Source organism: Paenibacillus sp. FSL K6-1122, from assembly GCF_037977015.1.
Classification (GTDB): Bacteria; Bacillota; Bacilli; order Paenibacillales; family Paenibacillaceae; genus Paenibacillus; species Paenibacillus amylolyticus.
In genome coordinates this window covers 1,793,797-1,813,934 of record NZ_CP150272.1, presented here as the reverse complement: position 1 = coordinate 1,813,934, position 20,138 = coordinate 1,793,797, and the positions used below count along the sequence as shown (strand labels likewise).

23 protein-coding genes and 1 pseudogene are annotated in these 20,138 nt (G+C 38.1%); 6 read left to right on the top strand and 18 right to left on the bottom strand.

Features of this window, described 5'->3' with window-relative positions:
* Positions 1–198 precede the first annotated feature (198 nt).
* Positions 199–555 carry a hypothetical protein gene (locus NSQ20_RS08035; protein ID WP_338708096.1) on the top strand — a complete coding sequence of 119 codons (357 nt, stop codon included), beginning with the start codon at positions 199–201 and terminating at the stop codon, positions 553–555.
* A 768-nt stretch (positions 556–1,323) separates the two neighbouring features.
* On the opposite strand, the gene NSQ20_RS08030 is transcribed toward NSQ20_RS08035, so the two are convergent.
* The 13 genes and pseudogenes from NSQ20_RS08030 to NSQ20_RS07970 form a co-directional block, all read right to left on the bottom strand.
* Complete coding sequence (locus NSQ20_RS08030; RefSeq protein WP_340032231.1) at positions 1,324–2,649, bottom strand: RNA-binding domain-containing protein; 1,326 nt, start codon at positions 2,647–2,649, stop codon at positions 1,324–1,326.
* 184 nt (positions 2,650–2,833) lie between these two features.
* Positions 2,834–3,037 carry a helix-turn-helix transcriptional regulator gene (locus NSQ20_RS08025; RefSeq protein ID WP_338708094.1) on the bottom strand — a complete coding sequence of 68 codons (204 nt, stop codon included), beginning with the start codon at positions 3,035–3,037 and terminating at the stop codon, positions 2,834–2,836.
* Between the two features lie 78 nt (positions 3,038–3,115).
* The gene (locus tag NSQ20_RS08020; protein ID WP_338708093.1) at positions 3,116–3,409 is read right to left on the bottom strand and encodes a hypothetical protein; all 294 of its coding nucleotides are present in this window, start codon (positions 3,407–3,409) and stop codon (positions 3,116–3,118) included.
* A 12-nt stretch (positions 3,410–3,421) separates the two neighbouring features.
* A complete protein-coding gene (locus NSQ20_RS08015; protein ID WP_340033075.1) occupies positions 3,422–4,372 on the bottom strand; it encodes a WXG100 family type VII secretion target in 951 nt (316 codons plus the stop codon).
* A 27-nt stretch (positions 4,373–4,399) separates the two neighbouring features.
* Positions 4,400–4,645 (bottom strand): annotated as a pseudogene (locus NSQ20_RS08010) (WXG100 family type VII secretion target); the annotation flags it as partial.
* Positions 4,646–4,975: 330 nt separating this feature from the next.
* Positions 4,976–6,874 carry a serine hydrolase domain-containing protein gene (locus NSQ20_RS08005; RefSeq protein WP_340032230.1) on the bottom strand — a complete coding sequence of 633 codons (1,899 nt, stop codon included), beginning with the start codon at positions 6,872–6,874 and terminating at the stop codon, positions 4,976–4,978.
* 17 nt (positions 6,875–6,891) lie between these two features.
* The gene (locus NSQ20_RS08000; RefSeq protein ID WP_340032228.1) at positions 6,892–7,266 is read right to left on the bottom strand and encodes a hypothetical protein; all 375 of its coding nucleotides are present in this window, start codon (positions 7,264–7,266) and stop codon (positions 6,892–6,894) included.
* Between the two features lie 104 nt (positions 7,267–7,370).
* Complete coding sequence (locus NSQ20_RS07995) at positions 7,371–8,006, bottom strand: AAA family ATPase (RefSeq protein ID WP_340032227.1); 636 nt, start codon at positions 8,004–8,006, stop codon at positions 7,371–7,373.
* 83 nt (positions 8,007–8,089) lie between these two features.
* On the bottom strand, positions 8,090–8,320 hold the full coding sequence (locus NSQ20_RS07990) for a hypothetical protein (protein ID WP_074094081.1): 231 nt from the start codon (positions 8,318–8,320) through the stop codon (positions 8,090–8,092).
* A gap of 95 nt (positions 8,321–8,415) precedes the next feature.
* On the bottom strand, positions 8,416–8,865 hold the full coding sequence (locus NSQ20_RS07985) for a hypothetical protein (protein ID WP_340032224.1): 450 nt from the start codon (positions 8,863–8,865) through the stop codon (positions 8,416–8,418).
* A gap of 343 nt (positions 8,866–9,208) precedes the next feature.
* Positions 9,209–9,700 (bottom strand): GNAT family N-acetyltransferase, encoded by a 492-nt coding sequence (locus NSQ20_RS07980; RefSeq protein WP_036669356.1) that lies wholly within the window; start codon positions 9,698–9,700, stop codon positions 9,209–9,211.
* A 144-nt stretch (positions 9,701–9,844) separates the two neighbouring features.
* Positions 9,845–10,450: a hypothetical protein gene (locus NSQ20_RS07975; RefSeq protein ID WP_036669352.1), complete on the bottom strand. Its 606-nt coding sequence runs from the start codon at positions 10,448–10,450 to the stop codon at positions 9,845–9,847.
* A 330-nt stretch (positions 10,451–10,780) separates the two neighbouring features.
* The gene (locus tag NSQ20_RS07970) at positions 10,781–12,502 is read right to left on the bottom strand and encodes a helix-turn-helix domain-containing protein (protein WP_036669350.1); all 1,722 of its coding nucleotides are present in this window, start codon (positions 12,500–12,502) and stop codon (positions 10,781–10,783) included.
* Positions 12,503–12,805: 303 nt separating this feature from the next.
* Between NSQ20_RS07970 and NSQ20_RS07965 the strand changes: the two genes are divergently transcribed.
* The 4 genes from NSQ20_RS07965 (at position 12,806) to NSQ20_RS07950 (ending at position 15,551) form a co-directional block, all read left to right on the top strand.
* Positions 12,806–12,934 carry an epipeptide YydF family RiPP gene (locus tag NSQ20_RS07965; protein ID WP_036669347.1) on the top strand — a complete coding sequence of 43 codons (129 nt, stop codon included), beginning with the start codon at positions 12,806–12,808 and terminating at the stop codon, positions 12,932–12,934.
* A gap of 271 nt (positions 12,935–13,205) precedes the next feature.
* Complete coding sequence (locus NSQ20_RS07960; RefSeq protein WP_036611077.1) at positions 13,206–14,153, top strand: YydG family radical SAM peptide epimerase; 948 nt, start codon at positions 13,206–13,208, stop codon at positions 14,151–14,153.
* Positions 14,150–14,896: a hypothetical protein gene (locus NSQ20_RS07955; RefSeq protein WP_036610592.1), complete on the top strand. Its 747-nt coding sequence runs from the start codon at positions 14,150–14,152 to the stop codon at positions 14,894–14,896. The genes NSQ20_RS07960 and NSQ20_RS07955 overlap by 4 nt, the downstream gene beginning before the upstream one ends.
* Before the next feature lie 19 nt (positions 14,897–14,915).
* Entirely contained in the window at positions 14,916–15,551 is a 636-nt protein-coding gene (locus NSQ20_RS07950; protein ID WP_036669344.1) for an ATP-binding cassette domain-containing protein, read from the top strand.
* A 774-nt stretch (positions 15,552–16,325) separates the two neighbouring features.
* On the opposite strand, the gene NSQ20_RS07945 is transcribed toward NSQ20_RS07950, so the two are convergent.
* From NSQ20_RS07945 to NSQ20_RS07930, 4 genes are all read right to left on the bottom strand, one after another.
* The gene (locus tag NSQ20_RS07945) at positions 16,326–16,655 is read right to left on the bottom strand and encodes a hypothetical protein (RefSeq protein ID WP_036669343.1); all 330 of its coding nucleotides are present in this window, start codon (positions 16,653–16,655) and stop codon (positions 16,326–16,328) included.
* Between the two features lie 45 nt (positions 16,656–16,700).
* Positions 16,701–17,477 (bottom strand): IucA/IucC family C-terminal-domain containing protein, encoded by a 777-nt coding sequence (locus NSQ20_RS07940; RefSeq protein WP_036610604.1) that lies wholly within the window; start codon positions 17,475–17,477, stop codon positions 16,701–16,703.
* Between the two features lies 1 nt (position 17,478).
* Positions 17,479–18,519 carry an iron-siderophore ABC transporter substrate-binding protein gene (locus NSQ20_RS07935; RefSeq protein ID WP_036669341.1) on the bottom strand — a complete coding sequence of 347 codons (1,041 nt, stop codon included), beginning with the start codon at positions 18,517–18,519 and terminating at the stop codon, positions 17,479–17,481.
* Positions 18,520–18,655: 136 nt separating this feature from the next.
* Positions 18,656–18,949 (bottom strand): hypothetical protein, encoded by a 294-nt coding sequence (locus NSQ20_RS07930; protein WP_340032222.1) that lies wholly within the window; start codon positions 18,947–18,949, stop codon positions 18,656–18,658.
* A gap of 160 nt (positions 18,950–19,109) precedes the next feature.
* On the opposite strand from NSQ20_RS07930, the gene NSQ20_RS07925 reads away from it, so the two are divergent.
* Positions 19,110–19,481: a hypothetical protein gene (locus NSQ20_RS07925; protein WP_340032221.1), complete on the top strand. Its 372-nt coding sequence runs from the start codon at positions 19,110–19,112 to the stop codon at positions 19,479–19,481.
* A gap of 36 nt (positions 19,482–19,517) precedes the next feature.
* On the opposite strand, the gene NSQ20_RS07920 is transcribed toward NSQ20_RS07925, so the two are convergent.
* A complete protein-coding gene (locus NSQ20_RS07920; protein ID WP_340032220.1) occupies positions 19,518–20,108 on the bottom strand; it encodes a chemotaxis protein in 591 nt (196 codons plus the stop codon).
* Between the last annotated feature and the right edge of the window lie 30 nt (positions 20,109–20,138).

The following is a 20,138-nucleotide window of genomic DNA, read 5'->3' as shown; positions in this document are numbered from 1 at the left end:
TTACTTCTTTGACTTCATGCTTTATTTCTATATTTTTACAGTATTTTTTTAGCATTCTACACTTTTTTAATTTCTCTCATGTAAAAATATATGTTTTTCTATTTAGATAGTTACAGCTCTTGCTTATTGTTATATAATTCCTTTGTAATCAAGCATCGTTGTATTATAAAATCTAACTTTAGTTTGGGAGTGATTTTCTTGCAAAAGTATCTACTCGTTCCTGCAGACAAATCTACTGTTCGAGGTTTCGATGACGAAGAAGACTTGAAAGCTTATCTTGTTGATCAATTTCAAAAAGACAAGTCTGATTTTGCTGTAGATGAAGATCTAGATATTGAAGACATAGACGATTTATCTGTGCCAACCGATGGTTATTACATATACGAAATTAAGGACATTATTAATGCTATTTCCACTTCACAAACAATAGATGCTGGTGAAAAGAAAGAAATTCTAAAAAAACTTAAAAAGGAAGAAGTAAAATTCAACAAAGATAAGTTTACAGATTTTGATGACATACTCGATGAAATCAACGAAGCAGATGTAGACTTTTGACTGATCTCTAAGAGACTCACTACAAATCAGACTGGCCAATAATTAAATTGGCCAGTCTGATTTATTTGGTTCTCTATATTTCTTCTGCTATTCAGGTTGCATGTAACGTTCCCGTATTCACGACTCGATGCATGTCGAGTATCCGGCGACTGCCGGATCAAGGGCGTATGCCCGCCGCGTGAATATTATGTTATATGCTGCCTGTGATCTTCCCAAATTCTCTTAATCCTATTTGATCTTTTCCTCTTTAATTCTATGCTTTCTTTCTATCTTTCTCCAATGATTTTTTAGCTCGTTCTCAATCTTTTTCAGACTTCCTTTGATTTGAAATACTTACTAAATTCCCTTTCTTTATCTGTCTGATCGGAAGTGACACCGTGCTTCCAATTTCAAATCTTGCCTTCATTTCTTCATCATTCTTATCTTTGTCAATCGCTTTGCTTTTTTAAACGTTCTAACCCTAAGCCAAAAACGCCGATAAGGAACTCGCGCTTCTTCATCTTATTCTTTCCTTCATGGTTTCCCATTCTTTCACGTTCCTGTATTCATGAAACCCCAAAGGGGTTGTCTGCCGATATACTTCCACGAAATCCTTCCAGCAGACCAAGGCTCCAACGGAGCCGCAGCGTGAATATATTGTTATACGACGGTCAATACTTCAATGACTATTTTAGAAACGCTTCTTTCTTATACTTCATTTTCAATATTTAAAAAACTTGAATAAATGCATATATATGCTTTAATTTATTCATACTACTTTCACTTGATTCATTTTCTAGATTTCAGTTCAATTTGTAATTCATGTGCCTTAAGTCTTCGTTTTCCGCCATCTGTCTTTATATAAACTTCATCTTTACCATTAGCAAAAAAATATTCAGATTGATGTGGAAGAACAGTAACTTCAATAATATATTTATCAGTTACTATATTCATATTTTCATCATACAATTGAACTAATGAAATTGAACAAACTTGACTTGGAATAGGAGGAGTTACTTGAGAAAGTTTGTTAACTATTTCTCTTCTTAGTCTATCCCTTTCGGTATAGTTTAGCCGTACCCCCTTAACAATTCTATCATCACTAATTCCCCATAAAATTGTCCCAATTGTATCTCTCTCTACATTTAAATAAGCCACTACATATTGATCCACGACACTTAGAATTGAGTCTACAGGATTACCTCCTTTTACTTCTTTAAATTCCATAGTAATATTTTCCTCGAATTCAACTTGTGTATTTATAAGGTATTTAACTATTTTATTTTTATTTTTTAACGAGTTAAATATTCGATTTTCGATAAGAAGAGAATCGAAGAACCTATAATTAAAGTTTATATTATTTCTTTTTTTGTAATCTACTGAAGGTAATATTCTGATAGACTTTTCAAGATCTAAAGGTGGGACACGATAACCACTCATAGATATAATTACCTGCATTCGTTCTGACACTTCAATTATTAAATCCCATAGAGCTGAAGCTGAATGAGAATCAAGCATACCTGCAAATTCATCAATAATAATCAATTTTGTTTTATCTTCCAAGGCTATAGACAAATAAAACAATAGTTCTAAAATATACATGTCTCCGCCGGAATGAATTTTATACGAATTCTTAATTTTTGTTTTTTCAATACGATTAATTATCCTTAGTAATAAGTCCATCGAAGTATCCTTAATTTGAAATTGAAGAAGATGCTTCTTTATAAGTTCTATGTTGAATTCAGTCAAATTATTTTTATAATTGATAATAATTGGTTCAAATTCATTGATATCATTAGTTTTAAGACGAAATATTTTATTATTTGAGATATAGTGTGTGTGATTCTCAACATAAAATTTATTGTTTGTATAGCCTCGTATTAGTTCAACTTGACTATCTGGAAACTTAAATTTTAAAGAAAGACGCATTTCTTCTGTGTTTGTGTTATCGTTTACGGAAATTGAATCTTGTCCATAAAAAACTCCAACTATAGCTCCAAGCAATTGCGTCTTTCCAGAAGCATTTGGGCCGAGAATAATTGTTATATCTTTATTGAAGTTCATTTCAAATGTTTTAAATGGGCCAAAATTATATATATTTAGCTTCTCTAACATATTTCCTCCTGTTAAGTAAATCCAATCATTTTATTTTATTCATAAACCCCCGAAGGGGTTGTCTGCTGAAATTCCTCCGAAATCTATCCGGAGACCCAGGCTCTTAAGGAACCGCTGCTTGAATATTATGTTATACGACGGAATCACATCTTCGAGTTAACCAACATCCTCTTATACTATTCTTTCATTGGTCTGTTAGATGTTCCAAAAGATCTCCAGGTTGGCATTCCAATGCCGTACTTAATTTATCAATTACCTCTAACGATACATATTCATTCGTATTGAGCTTTGCCATCGTTGCAGATGAAATCCCCGTCATTCTCAATAAATCCTGCTTCTTAATCTCCCTGTCAATCAACAATTTTTGAAATGGTTTATAACTTATCATCTAGTATCCCTTCATATCTGAATTGAATGCTGCCACTCCATGTAGCTTCAACAAAGTATACCTACTGTCAATTTTTCCTCATGGATAACAGTAGACGATTGAACCCGCAGGTATTTCGTCTGGGGATATACTTTTACCCAAACATATACCGATATTTTTTTTACCGGCTATAGAATGGTTAATTTGAGTAGAGACAACTTCAAATATTTGCTCTTCCCCATCCGTTTTTTTGATGATAATCTGTTTACCGATCATCTCTTTGATTGTTGAAGGAAGTAGTTCATCCAACTCTTCATTAGCCCCCATAACGATGGTTCCGAATTCCGGAGTATCGAAGACTAACCCCACGCCAAACAGTATTTTAGTTTCCATTGTATGGCCTCCTTATCTCTGATCTATGAATAGCTCGCCTTTGACATCTCGCACTCTGAGATCGGCATTACGAAGTCTAACCATCGCGTCTCTCAATAAAGCATACCGTTCAGTAGAATTGAGTTCAGGAGCAAACCTTGCTGCCCGGATACTTGCCTGAGCCTCATCAAGAGCATAGTTTCTTTTGATGACTTCAGGAGGAAGATCATAAAGTGGGAACGATCTGCCTGCGATAGAAGCCTCATAGTGCCCAACAATCTCGTGAGCTAGTGTAGCATTCATTGAAATGCGTGTATTCGCACTCAAAGTCCCTACTCCCGGGGCTGCTGCTGGTAAGACATCCGTATTGATGACCAAGCGATTATACATCATGCCTGTATTCCAGGTATCATAATAACCAGGTTGTGCGATTAAGATATTTTCTTCGGGGAAATCAAGCTTGTTCAAGTAACTCTTTATCTCAATCTTTTGGTTATCCGTAAGCGGAAGCTCATTGCGTTGTCCGTCACTGAGAATCTGTCTAAAATCTACCGCGCCATCGTATTTGACAGGGGTATCGATATGTAGCTTAGGTTTGAAAACAGAGCTGACGCCTAATACCATACCACCTGTACCAAGCATACTTGCCCAATGTTCACTTGACCAAGCATTTGTAGGCAAAACGGCTTCCCTAATCGTTCCATGGACTCCAAATGTCAACCATTTCAGTGTGTCTTGAGGCGACTCAAAAGCTTTGTCAGCTCGATCAACATACCCGTTTACGAGTCCACTCGGAATACCAAATGTCCAGTAATCCAGAAATCCGCCTACACTATCATATCTCTTCTGATATCGGTCGTCTGCCGATTGTATAAATGCTTGTCCTAGCTCTTTTAAACTATCTACAGACTTCTCAACTGCATTACGATCGTCTACACCTTCCTGTGGGCCACAAGCATTCGGTGGGGGTGGTAAACAGTTCATGTCTACTTGCCCTTCCGACTCGCGATCAGCTTGGAGTAATCGTTCTCCATGGTTATGTAACACAGTTGATATTGAACTCATAAGTGTGACAACTTCAGTCATAACAAGGTGTGACTTCTTGAAATCATAGTAGAACCTTTCTCTAGTACTCCCATCCCAGTTCGCTTCTATATCAGTCATGCTTCGTAGAAGACTTTCATTCATGTGTTGAAGAGTAGTATAAGCTGTATAGAACTGTTTACTAATTGCGAAAAGTTGCTCTGGCGTAATCATAATTCTCGTCATAGAATACCTCACACCTACTAACGAAATACTTAGTTTCTTAATTCAGGGAATATCTGGATTTTACCGTTCATTTATTAACTGTGTCAAATACCTGTAGCACTAAGCCAGTGAAGGATCTAAATTAGAGCCCTGATCATTTTTGTTGTTACCTTTGACTTTGTTTATATACTTGTCCAACTAATTTAAAGACAGCAGGTCCCGATAAGGAACTGCTGTCTTTATGTCTTTGTAATTGACCTCACTTAATATCACTTATATATAGGAGTCATCCGCAAGCCTTTGTAATGTTTGAAATATCTATATTTAGCTTCTGCCCATCTAAACATACAAATTCCACCCCACAACAAAGGCAGCTAATATAGCAGCCGAGATGCCGGACATGATGTACATCACCTTTTGCTTTTTGCTGTAATTGTTCTTCCGTAGTTTGAACATAAGCAAGCCAAGATACGCCACTGCTAGAACCACATAAAGTAGGTTAAACAATAAATTGATCCGTATCGAAGAATAAGCAGGATAATTTGGAAATTTCAACTTCGTTTGTAGGATGAAAAGATTAAGAAGGAGTGCCACACCTGCAAAGTTAATTGCAAGATGATATTTATTAAAATTAGTGTTAGGATTTCTTCGTTTATTTAGTTTATTAAAAAGCATCCGGATTACATAGCCGATCAAAGCAATTAAAGTGAAAATGGCGGCAATCAAAGCAGGAATAAAAGATATTTTAATCAAGTTTACCTTTACATTCGATATAGGCAAGTAATCAATGTAAGGAGTAAAGGAAATTTTATCAACAACACCATTATGCTCGACAACATGATAAGAACTACTTAATTCAGCTTTTGTGAATTTCCTTATATCAAGAGCCGTAAATAAATTAGTAAATTTAGATGCTGCCCGTCGTGCGGATTGAAAATATCCTCCCCCCTCCGAAATAATTCTATTAGAATTGACGTTATCACCAAAAATTTCTTTGATAAGTCCATAATAATAAATTTCCTCAAAAGACTGGTTTGTCATGACGACCATCCCAAATTTAGATTCGGGATCAAAGACAACTTTGCTGGAGAATGCTTTCAAATTCCCCTCGTGCATCAGTGTAGGCACCCAGTATTCCATCTCAACAAACCCATGCGCAAATCGCGGAGTAGAAGTCCCGTCATAATATAGACTTGTTGACAACATTTCGTTTAACGTATCCCTGTTCTTAAATAATACATGGCTATCATCTACAGGCATCAACGCTGCAAGGAATTTGCCTAAATCTTCTGCTGTCCCAATCGCTGCCCCTGTAGGATAAAAGGTTACGTATACTCTGTTCTCAGGGATCAGTTTCAAATCTTTTGTATACCCTTCAATCTCATTCCTTCTTTGTACGAGGTCTGGATGATCTTGCCCCGTTGGATGAATTGAAGTGTCGTTCATATGAAGTGGTTTAAATATATGTTGATTGACATACTCATAAAAAGGTTGGCCACTTATCTCTTCCACGATGTAACCAGCTAGACCAACGCCGTAGTTCGAATAACCCACTATGCTATTCGGTTTATATATCTGTTTCGGCTCATTTCTACGCAACGTTTCTCCTAATTCTAACGTTTCATCCTCGGAGTAATAAAACACCTCGGCCGCTGTTTGATCTTCCCAACCCGCATTGTGATGCATCAGATTCATTAAAGTAATCGGATCATCGTATTTCAGCTTTTTGAAAAATCCCTCTGGCAGATATTCCTGGATATCCGTCTCCAAATCAAGCTTTCCTTGTTCGACAAGCTGCATCACACTCGTATAGACCAACAGTTTCGAGATTGAAGCCCATTCAAACACAGTAGAGGTATCCGCCTTTCGCTGATTCTCAATATCTGCGTAACCATATGCCTTATTCACAATGGTTTCACCGTCTTTGATAGCCACAACCGCAACGGCAGCGGTATACTTCTCATACGAGGCAACATAAGCATCAATCGTTTCCTCTAACTTGGATAAAGGAATCCTGGATGGTGTAGTTTCCACCTGTTCCTCTTCAGCGTGGGCAGGTACCGCTATTGCCATAATGATAAATATGAATGACAGAACACAAGCAATTACTTTGATTACCGTGTGATGTCTACAATTCATCTGCATTTCTTCTCTCCTTTTATATGAAATGTTAATTACATCTCTTGTTTTAGAGTATGCGTTTTCAGAAGAATCCACATGACTCCAAATTATTTTCAAATGCAATTACACTCCATTCAAGAGATAGGTCGGAGAAGTTCACCTTTCCAATTCACGATGTTTATTCCTTTGTCTTTCAAGAGGCACCAAACAATGATTTCACCTATCAATTTTGGCGTTATGATCTCATCGCTCCATTTCGGTGTTAGTACTCTTCTGTATCCTATATATTCTAACGTCCAGCCTTCGAATTCTTCTCCGATGATGACTATAAATGGGATCTTGTTCTTAATACTGTGTTGTCCCACTTCATAAGTGACGATTAACTTCTTGTCCTCAGAAACGATATGTAATTTGATTATTCCTTCATCGTCAATATCCGGTTCAACATACCAATAAAATAATAGATTGGAGCGAACGATTTTACGTTTATATTTTTTTCTTACGCCCATAACGCACCTCGTATATTTCTTTTTCTTTGATCGCAGTATTTGGTCAGTTATCCAAGACACAGCTAGAATAGCTTTGAGATCTGATATCAAAAGCCACACTAAGATTAAGGAGTAGTACTCTTGTAAAAATCAATTACTCTATCAAAGATTTCGATCTCTCGTTTTTTTATGTCCGGTAATGTCTCGCTATGCTTTACGATATGATGTATATTATCTGCTACAGTCTCTGCTTTATGAATTCCTACATATCCTGGTACCAGTTCATTAAGATAATGGAAGTATCTCATTTGAGGTTCAATCATGCGCAGATGTTTATCAAAATTTCTTCTGGATCTTGTCTGATCCATCTCCTTTCGCTTGCGCAGCTCATCTTCTTCAGCCCAGAATAGTACATAAGCATCCGGTAATGATATTTCATTCTTCAATAACTTCTCTCTAAAAAAGTTCGCTGTTTCATCTAGAGATAGGTGCTCATAACCATATATCCAGCTGTACCAAATCTTAAATACATCGCCATCCAAAATCACATACTCATGTTGTTGATTCTTCTCATATGCTATATGCCATCTATCGATTTGTCTCTCCAGTAACCACATCATAAGTTCCTTACCTTCAAGTTGAGGAGATTCAAAAAGGAACCCTGTTTCTGGAACAATAAATGCATCATATTGTGTAGCGAACTGCTGACAAGTGGTACTTTTACCTACGGAACTGGCACCTTCGAGACAAATTATCGTCATTCAATTACCTCCAGATATTACTCACCAAATGATTAATCAACCTTCACTGGCTCTTAAGCGATCATGTTGAATTTCATATTAGACTATGTATTGTAGATTTCTTTGATCTTTAGCCATGTTTCATACCAAAATGTTTTTCGTTTAAGCGGTTTTAATACCTTAATCTCGACTTCTTTTCGTTTCAAATACACCGTGCCATCCACTTCAATTAGTCTATCGCCAAATGCAAATACCATATCCTTGCAGTCTTTATGATACTGGTTCTCTCTTGTTTCTGACCACTCCGCTTTATCAATAGAATGCCGTTTTCTCATTATTTTAAAATCCTCCTTTAAGGGAACACCACGATTTACAGCATAAAGGAAGCTGACCAACACATTAACACTTTGATTACCGATATTGATGATCCTTAAGATTCGTTTATTCCTAAAACTTGTTCAATTGCTATATTAAACTCTTTAACATCAATGTTTAACTTGATTATTCCTTCTTTATCAAGCCCTTTTGTATCTAATTTATAAGTACCTGTCAGTGCTTCCGAGCTATTACCATCAATTTTCATATTTATATCCAATTTAATATCCCTATCAATTAATCGCTCCTGAATATCCTTACTTAAGATCGGTTCAACTGTTTTTAGCATTATTGATGTATTGGTTCTATTCCGAAGATTGAAATTGTATGTTACGACTGTTATTCCTTCATCTTCTTCGCTCCCTCCCAGTCCAATTGATATCGAGTTTATGTTCAACCCATCCTCAACAGTTTCATCCGTCTTTACACTGCTTGAAATACAACCACTTAGAGCTACTATTATTAAAAGAAATATTAAAATCATTGAACGCTTTTGATTTTTCAATTTGGAAACTCCTTTAATTTTTCTCTTCATTTTTGAGATCCGTGTTTGCAAGTTCAAGTGCAATCGCTAATCTAATCCGTGAATATTTCCTAAGTCCTTTTAAATAGTTATTGTCTAGCTGTTTGCTTTCAAATATAGGTTCGTTTTGATTTATTAATTTTTGGAATGTTCCAGCATCACGACGCCCCCTTTAGATAGCCTTATCTTAGGGAATGGATGTACCTGCTTATCCATTTCACAGAAATATTACGGGCAGATTAAGGGGCACAAGCCCCTGCGCGGGAATATGATATTATACGAAACCACTTCTAATTTAATTTGAACTTGTATATTCTGAAATTTTTCAAGTGGCCCTCTTGCTATCGCATAAGACTACAGAGGTCTCAATTTGTCTTTCTGGAACATTCCAATAGGTATTTAATAGCTTTTTCTTCTCATCAGGTGCTACCAGTTTAAAACCATTCTTTAAGTAAAATTTCTTAGCCCATTCAGCTGAGTCCCATGTCCCTATTAAGATCGGTTTATTTGTTAAAGCCACCATATGAGTTAAAAGCTTCGTACCTATTCCGCTATTCCGTTGGTTTGTTCGTACATATGCGTGTCTAATTAAACATACATCACCCTTATCTTGAATTCCCATAACTCCTAATAATTGATTTTTTTCTTCAAACCCCCAAAATACTACACCATCGTTCATTTCGCACTTTAGCTCTTCCAATGTCATATAAGGCTCATGATACCTATCGTCAGGAATTACTCCTTTGTATGCCTTTGCTGCATCATTAATAATCTGATACATTACATCCGTATCCATGCTTTTACACAATCTAATCACGTAATTGGCCTCCTTATGGTTTGATGTCGTTTCGTAGATGCTAACCCACCACCGGCTTAAAAGCACCCGAAAGGGTGCTGCTACATGAGCACAGTTAGTTGGTGCGGGGTTATCCGCCTATATCCATAGTCTCTCACGAACTCATTATAGATTGTATTTCATTTTCATTCTTTCATATAACTTATAATCCGTATTTCGATTTACAATCTCTCCAATTAACTCTTTCCATCTGTTTTCAATCCACTTAGGACTTTGTTCTTTCAGAATATCCTCGTTAAATTGACTATCAATATACTCCAAATCTTGTTTAAGCACTCCAATATCCTTAATCAGTTGATTTCTCGATTCTTTTTCTAGCGATATCTTATTCGATAAAATTTCGCCTATGATTTCTACTCTTATATGCGTATACATATCTCTAAACACATTATAGATTAAATAAGTTGATGATAATTGATCTTCCCTGAAGTCGGATTTCAGAAAGACAAATGATTCTTCACCAACTTTCAAAGATACCGCCACATTTCCTAAGGCATGTATGACTGTTTCCTTCGAAGAGCCGTCCTCTAAGCTTTTTATCACATTATCTAAATTAAAGATTGATTCTTTTATACCCATTTGAGTTCCATGATTTAGTTTAACCGTGTATTCAACTTCTTGATTATCTTTGTACGCTTTGAATTGATAGTTGAAGTACATGCTTATTACCAATCCAACCATTAGTATGATTATTGCAATATTTTTTCTCATTAAGTCACCTCCTACTTGTGCCTGAACTACGTATATGATAACCCATATTGTTACAATTGCGAAGGTGAATTGGCTAATAAGGGAGATTTATTAGTTTTCTCAACCCCTTATCCAATCGATCCAATAGGCTTTGAATACGCTGAATATATGCAGGGTTGTACAGGACGCGAGTATGCAGTGGAACCTTCCGTATAGTAATAAAACAAAAAGGCCCTTCTTTATCCCATGGGGAATCCGACGACCTTCCGATGCATTTGGAACATATCAACTTTAAAAAAGGTAGAGCGTACCAACTTTCGCTGCAAGCGGGCTAGCGCCAGCAACTACCTATCAAGCCAACAACGCCTGTTCAATCTGATCCACTATCCCATTAATACCTGTCGGCCCATAACAACCGATCCATGTTGCGGCATCGACCGAGTGTATGTGCTGGCCTTCATCCGTATCGAGCATCCCCCAGACACGTTGCTCGGTCGCAGATATCCCATCCTGCATAAACTCATTACTCAGCAAAAAGTAGTGGCTAGCCTGTACTGCAGGTAATCTCTCAACCGAGATATGATAGGCCGTGTCGGTGGTATCTGCCACAAATAACGGAACGGGCAGACCCAGATCCCGGTACAACACAGCGCCTGTGCGATGAGCAGCAGAATGGACGCGCACGAGGGAATCGAGTGGACGAATCAATGCCACACTTTTTCCTGCCAGTACGGAGGACAATTCCTCGGATAGCAAAGCTGTTCGGCGATGATAATCCGCGATAATCTGCTTGGCCTCTGCTCGCTTGCCTGTCAGTTCACCGAACAGACTTAGAATGGTCTGCCAGTTTTCGTTACGCTTGAACATGAGTACTGGAGCGATTCCACTTAACAGTTCATGGTGCTGATCATGCACCTCGGTGCAAATAATCAGATCCGGTGCAAGTCGCTCTACCGCCTGGAGATCGGGGTATTCATACGTACCAAGTAATGCTGTATGCTGGAGTCCTGACCGGAGTGATTGAGGGAACGTTAACACGCTACTTCCAAGTCCGACACTTCCTACCGGAGACAAGCCCAGTGCAAGCAAATGATCAGCATATTGCACATCGAGGACAGCTATACGCTGTGCTATTTCGGTGACGGTGTACTCCCCGCGCATATGGCAGATGACCGGGCCTTCGGCTGATTCATAGGAAGAAGCTGTGCGATGTTGCAGCAAAGCATTCGCATAGTCTGCATCTCTTCTCGAAGCGGCGGCATGCCGGTAATGTAGCGGTGGGACGCCATTATATTTTTTAAATGCCCTACTGAAATAATACATGTCGCGGTAGCCCATTTTTTCAGCAATTTCCCCAATGGACGCATCCGTATGACGCAGCATGCGTGAGGCACTTTCCATACGCAGCTGAATGACGTATTCCATCGGTCCAAGCTGCTTCTCTTGTTTGAATCGTCGCTGCAGCTGTCTTACACTACAGCCCGCCAGGGCTGCCAGCTCTTTTAGCTCCAAGTTTTGACGATAGTGCGATGTGATATAAGAAGCGACTACATCCACCATGTCGGACTCCGCTCCCCCTTGACCCCGTTCATACTCCATGATCAGCTCGTAGATCATTCCTTGAAGCAAAGCGTTGGCATAGAAACGTTCCAGTCCTTCACCGCGGCGCCATTTGACAACGATTTTTTCGGCGTTTTCGATCCATTCCGCATGGGTTGCCGAGTTTTGAACAAATGACCTGCGCAGCGGGTGCTTGCGATATGAAGGCACAACAAGAGAGGCACCCTCTATGGAAGAAGCCTTGTACATAATGACAATATAATGAATGTCCTCTGATCTGGCCGTCAGCGTAAAGGATGATCCCTTCACCACATGACAGGCAAAAGAAGCTCCAATGTGGCTACCCTCGCCATCCATTGCAAGCTCCCCTTCCCCTCCATATGCCAGCAGCAGCACATTTGAAGTTAATTCAGTTTCGCTAAGAACACTGCCTGTCTGCAAAGTACCGCTATACCCGTCAAGCATCTTGATCGTTGTATCACTCCATAGACTTGTCTGTTCTTGCAGCGGCATTTTTCTCATCTCCTGACAATCACATAGGCATAATCATTGCTGTTGTTATTGTAGTTGAGATTCTTTCTCATTGTCAATTTTCGGACTCGGCACACCTCTTCGTCATGCAGCTCAGGCAAAGCAATGGTCAGAACACTATGAGGGAAACGAATATTCAGTTGTTAGGCGAAGATTCAGCAATGTTGATCAAAGTCTCGTTAATCCCCAGCAGTATCCAATCATTTAATAGGTTTCACATATTTTTAACTTGTCTGTATAACAATTACATGTATAATGGTGGTAATTAGAAGGAGGTGAATACATATGAAAAAATTAGAGATTAAAGAATTGATTTCTAAATCGGAGAAACTGGCTAAAGTTAATGATATGTGGTATTTTGTCAGATCTGGAGAGGGTGCTTGGATTGTAGGTTCAGGAGGCGGAAGCAAGTAAAATGTCTTTTCTGAATCTGTGAATTCCATAAAAGCTAAAACTCAAATTAGTGGTTGAGTCATCTAAAGCTCCAAGCTTCTTCATCAATTTTGATACATACGGGAATTACTCATGTGAGCTCTGGCACAATTTGCGCCTGAAGACTGCCAACCACTAATTATGGGGTCTGGCTACTTTATTAGGAATTATTTAGTAGGAATTTCGAGCGACTGTGTATGAAATAACGCTTTTACATCTCACTTCATTTAAGAACGGTAGAAAGGAAATGTTCATGTATAACAATGCGGTCATAAACCTGGGAGCGAAATGTAACGCAGCCTGCGCTCATTGCTGCTTTTCTTGTTCTCCAGCCTCGACTCAGTCTATGGAGCCAAATTACATAAGACAACTTGCCCATGAATTGGCTGAAAATAAAAAAGTAAACTTGATTTCATTCACAGGTGGAGAAATTTTTTTGAACTATCCATTTTTACAAGAGCTATTAGAAATTATAAAACCTCATCAGAAGAGAATCACCCTTATTAGTAACGGCTTTTGGGGTATGAGTAGAAAAAAAACAGAACAGTATTTTAACGACATGGAGTATTACAATGTGACCAATCTAACAATAAGTTATGATGAATTTCATGAACCATACGTTAAAGCAGACGCCATTAAAAATATACTGGAATGTAGCAGAGACTTCTCTAATACGAGCGTGGCGCTAAATATGGCTGTAACAAAAAGTAAAATGTCTAATCGTATATTAGAATATATGGGAGAATCTTTGCTTGGGATCAGAGTGACAAAGTTCCCACTCATGCCAGTTGGAGAAGCAAAACATGAAGAACCGGACAGCTTTCAACATATTTATAAACTCAGTAACGAAAGGAGTTTGCATTGTCCTGGATTTGAAGTCGTGTATCATTTTGATGGTCAAATATATCCTTGTTGCTCGCCAGCGGTATTTGATACCAAATTGCATTTGAGAGAAAGTATGGATCAAACGTTTGACAGAACCATTGAAAAATTAAACGCCAATCTTCTATTTTACATTATGAGAAAGGAAGGGTTTAAATGGTTTATTGATATAGTTCAGAGCAACCCTGAATTTAATCATATTAAAATTCCGGAACAATTTTCATCAATATGTAACATTTGCAATATTTTATTTAAAACGGAAGAGAATATTGATTTGTTAACACCATATATGATGAATTACTACGAGAATATGGTATGAAGCAGTGTTTTACGTTTGAAAACGAAGAATATGAAATTTTTGTAGAAAACGAAGTCTTTGTTAAAGATAAGTGCAAAAAAGAATTTTATAAGACAAGTATTATCCATTTAAATGAAACTTTAAAGGAGCAGTTGACCGAATATAAGAGTAAAATTAATTCTGTGAATTTCACCATTTATATCACAATTTTTTTAATACTACTTGTGTCTAATCTTTATTTTATTCATTTTTTCGGTTATAAATTCCCTGGGTTTGAACATAACCTGAAAAACTATTTCATTTTTGCTTCTTACATGATTTTTAATGTCTTTATTCATGAGCTAGGCCACATAAAATCCATGAATTTTTTTGGGCGGAAGCATAATAAAGTTGGATTCAAAATGAACTTTTATGTTTTTCCTTCTTTTTATGTTCAACTAAACGATATTTATATGTTATCCAAAAAAGAAAAGCTCATTGTTCATTCAGCAGGTATTTACATAAATTTATTCATTATTTTAACGTTCCAGATCATCAATACGTTATTCTTGAAAATGGATATGTTGTCGGTATCATATATTTTCTTCTTTTTAGCATTATTATGGAATGTGATCCCCGTGTTGAACTCTGATGGATATAAAATTTTACTTACACTCCTAAATAAAGATGAATTTGAAAACTCTAAGAAAAATCATTTGATTATTAAAATAATTCAGATTATTGGAGTTTTACTAGCTATACGTTCAGTATTATTGTGGTTTTAAAAGAGGAGGAATTCATGCCATGGTTTTAGATATAAGTGGCTATACGTTAAGAATCAAAAATAATCTCTTGCTTGATCACGCACATTTACATTTTCAACCAGGGAGTGTCAACCATATTGTAGGGAAGAACGGTGTGGGGAAATCCAGATTGGCGAAAGACTTTATTCTAAATAAGAGCGGTTTTTTCCCGAAACAACTATCCTCAAATCTAACCGTAATCTCAAGTTATTCTAATATACCTGAAGATATTTCCGCAAAATTGCTTTTTAAGATATTAATTAAAAGATATGATCGGATGATGTTGGATCAGCTTAGTGATTTATTGAATATTGAAAATATACCATCCAACATTCTCATTAAAAATTTAAGTGATGGACAGAAACAGAAGCTTAAGCTGGTATCATTTCTTTTAGAAAATAAAGAGATTATCATTCTGGACGAGATCACTAATTCTCTTGATAAAAAAACAGTCAATGAGATTCACCAATTTCTTAATATCTATAGCAAGCAGCATTCAAACAAAATCATATTAAACATCACTCACAATTTATCAGATCTCAAAAACATCGAGGGAAGGTACTTCCTCTTTCAAGACAAAAAACTAGTGCAATACGAGGACAAAGATCAACTAATAAAAATATATATTGAGGACTAGTGACTATGATTGAATTTGCAAAAAGCCTATTTAATAAAGTATTTATGTTTCTGGCACTTATTTTTGTATTGTCGTTCTTAATCGGTTGGTTCCTTCCTATTGGAATTGATAAAGTTACATCTCTAAGTTATCGAGAGTATCTCTTCAGTACGTATACTGTGTTTACTCAATTTGGATTTTTAATGTTCTCGTTTATCATTGCATTCTTCGTTAATAAAGAATACTCTAATAAAACCATTCTGTTTTATAGATTATTATCGTATGACAGTCTTAGATTTTTTTTGAATAAAGTTGCTGTACTTTTTATGGAATCGCTTATTTTAATTACAATATTACTTTCATTTGTATCTATGATGTACAAGGATTTTAGCCTGTTTTTTCTTATGGTGTTTTTGTTGACGTCTGTAGTCACACAATATATCCTCATTATTGGGACAATCAGTTTGCTTTCATCTAACATCTTGATGAGTATTGGTTTAAGCATCTTATACTGGATATTAGGTGTCGTTTTAGTAGCTAGTTCTGATAAATTAACATATGTTGCTGTATTCGACGCTTCGAATCTCCTTTATTCCCATATTGACCAAGTGTTTGTACAAGGGAGCAATTTCATTTCTCTAAGTAATGTATTAACGGTTATTGTCTATAATGGTATCTTATTTGTAATGAGTGTTCTGATAAGTAAACTGATGAACAAACGTTGGTTAAAGCTTGGAATTGACTAAAAAGTTGATGTACAAGCTGGACTTTGTGGCAATCTGATATCAACTCTTTTTACACCATTATATGGATAGTCCCATCAAAACATAAAGGTTGCGTATTTCTGAACCCTAACAGTTTTCTGCTGTGATTCCTCTCCGAAACTGATCTGGCCGTCAGCGTAAAGGATGATCCCTTCACCACATGACAAGCAAAAGAAGCTCCAATGTGGCAACCCTCGCCATCCATTGCAAGCTCCCCTTCCCCTCCATATGCCAGCAGCAGCACATTTGAAGTTAATTCCGTTTCGTGTAAAACGCTACCTGTCTGCAAAGTACCGCTATACCCGTCAAGCATCTTGATCGCCGTATCACTCCATAGACTTGTCTGTTCTTGCAGCGGCATTTTTCTCATCTCCTGACAATAGCAAAGGTAAATTTGTTGCTGTTGTCATTTTAGTTGAGATTCTTTCTCATTGTCAATTTTCGGACATTTGAGACAATATTCGCCTGACATCTGGTAATAGAAACAGCAGGTAATTCGCTCGCTTTTGGCAACATGCACATTGTCCTTACAATCGGTGAAGCGGGTTAACGGATTCTTCCTCTCACCAAACACTTCCCCGGATGCCACCTGCGTCAGATATGAAAAGTCCTCTCGAATGATCTTACTTTCCTGCTCAGTCTCGGCTTCATCAGGAGCGAATAGTCGGCCGATACGTACCATGATATTCTCCCAGAGAATACTCATCGAAAGTGGCGCAATCGCAGCAAGCGTCTTTAACAGCGGTGTAAGTTGTACTGCAAACATCTCCTCGACCACCTTTTCCCGCCACACTGCCCTGTCTCCCGTTAGTCCTTCAGCCTGAAGTCCATTCACCGCTAGAAAAGGAAATCGTGTGCCGCCCTCATGATCTGAGAGCGCCGGATGATAGAGAAAGCTGTTCTCCAGCTGAAACGAAACATGCTGATGATGAAAAGTCATCGCGGTCACCAGCGGAGCCGTCCACAGATAGCCAATTCGCTTGGCTAACATGGAAGCGGCAACCTTCATGTCAGGAGCATCGATGTACTCCTGAAACCAGCTGATGTACTCTCGGCATGCCGCTTCGTCATGCAACTCACTTAGAGCAATGGTACGGACACTATGTTCAGGTGGCTCACCGAGCAAGATCGAATAATCCTCCACTGTCTCTTTCCATAAGTCTGTCGAGAGATATGGGTTCATATTAATTCGATCCGAGCAGGGCTTCCGATGCCTGATCTACAATAAGATTAATCGCAAGAGGTCCGTAATATGCAATCCACAATGTTGAGTTAACGTCATACGTGCGGTTATTTTTCACAGCATCAAGGGACTTCCACACGGGATTACTTAACATAGCCTCTGCCTCTGCCGCAAACAGCTCATCCGACAGCACAAAATAACGATCTGCCTTAATATCAGGGACTTTCTCCATCGAGATCTCAACAGAAGTATCATCCTTGATTCCCTCAACAAGTGCAGGCATTTTCAAACCCAAATCCTGATACAGAATGCCGCCTGTGCGATGCTCGATACCATGAACACGAATGCCTTCTTTTCTCGGACGAATAAGAGCTACCGTTTCATCGCCCATCTTCTCCGCCAGCTTAGCCTTCAGTCCAGCAACTTTCTCTTCATAGGCTGTACGCACTTTCTCCGCTTCGTCCTGCTTATCTGTAATCTTAGCAACTGTGGCTAACGTATCACGCCAGTCTTCGTAGAAGTCCAGTACGAGAGTAGGTGCAATTTTGCTTACACTCTCATACTGCTTCTCCTGGAAATCCGTCATAATAATCAGATCCGGGTCCAAGGCTACAATCGCTTCCAGATTAGGCTCGTCCCGTGTACCCAGAACCTGTACATCACTCGGCTGATCGCCTAAGTATTCTGGATAATCGGTATTACCTCCAGCGATAACACTGCCAGCCGGCTTCTCACCAACCGCTAACATTTGATCCAGAAACTTAACATCAAGGACTGCAATTCTCTGTGGTTTTTCGTTTAGCGTCAGCTCACCCTTCATGTGTGTGATCGTTACGGGAAAAGCTCCGTCCGTCTGCGTTTCCGCATTCGCAGCTGTCTCCGCTGGCGTTGCCCCAGATTGTTTACCGCTATCTGTACCTGTTGCGGCACCGCAAGCCGTCAGGACAAGAATAAGGGCCAACATCAAGCCCATGAATAATCGTGATTTGTGAGCAGCATATGCCTTGCTTCCGGCAGCCTGCCTCTTTGTTCCTTGATTCATGATGAATCCCCCTTATGTATAATACTGATAATGATTTTCATTATCGAAACATAAAGAGAGTATAAACGATCTCCGCATCGCGTTACCATGTACTTTTGCGACATTTGAGCCGGACTAATGCGACATCGTAAGCCGCTTATCCGCCCTTTAATGTTTCAGTGATATATGCTTGCAGTCGGTAAATGTCTGAAAGAAGCTCTTCTTCCTCCGGCGTATTTCCATACTCCCCTAGCCAGCGCGGTGTGCGGATATGCCACTCGTTAGACATGTATTGTTGTTCATCCCGATACGCTATAATGTGCTCCAAGAAATAATCTAAAGAGCCGAAGGATTGTTTACCAGTATCGTTGATAATGGATTGTGTCTTTTCAATGATTGACTGTAACATGTATTGGATATGATCTTCCGGATTCATAGCGTTTATTTCCATCGGTAACCTCCACCTATCTCTACAAAAAAAATGAATTAGTATATTATTTAAATGAGCCTAATATTTCTAAACGTAGAATTCTGTTCTGATTAAATACAATAAATCGATGCCCAATGAGTATTGAGACATCGATTCATATCATCTAATTATGAGGTGAATCATGAGTATGCGACCAAACATGAAGTTTAGCATTATTGTTAGCGCAGTTATTATTGTCGTTGTTCCTATTATCATTGGATTTTATATGTTGAACAAGGTTGTCGATCCTGACGAGACAATGGTTACGAGAACTGAAGTTTCTCCTGAGCTTATTACTATAAAAGGTGGATTTGCAGACAGTATTAGCAGATATCACGGCTACTACCTCTCACATCATAACAATTCATTATTCATTCAGATTAAAGGCAGTAAACTTCCTATCGGTGGTAGTAAAGACTTCACAATTTCATTTTCTAATACTTATGGGAGTGTTGATGAAATCTACTTATTAGGTCCTGGCAACTCTAAGAAAAAGATTTGGCCAAATCCCTAACTTTCATTGGAATGGATATCATATTATCTGACACAATCAACTTCGGTCTCTTCTGCTTAATTTCTTAAATGCCAAGTATTCCTGATCAGACTTCATATAACTTAATATTTTTTCCGCACATGCAGCTGAGCTAAGCTCTTCCGTATTCACTTCCAGATCATATTCATCATAGGAGTAGATGTAGTCGAACTGGGAATGGGCAAGTCCAATCTCTCGATCTCCCCTGCTCTGCTCTCTTCTGGTGAGTTCTTCTTTTGAGCACTGCACGCCTACAAACAATATCGGATAATCCGATAGTAAATCATAAAAACCGTTAAACCACTTGTCATTGCTGATGACCGTATCCACGATGACATTCAAACCCATTTCCGAAAACAGTTTAATGGTTGCACAGTACAACGAATTGATCGGGTCGAACAGGATATCTGTCATGACATGGTGCTCTACTTCTCTTGTTGGTATCATATCTGGATATGTAGTATCGATAAATTGATCATAATTATGAAGAAATTGATCTACAGATAGATGATGAAACGGAATGTCTCCCTGATTTTTCATTTCCATCGCAATGCTTGTCTTCCCCGAACTTGACGTTCCGTTCAAAAATATAATGAGTCCTCGTTCCATATTGATCACCCTTATCATTAAAATTGGAAA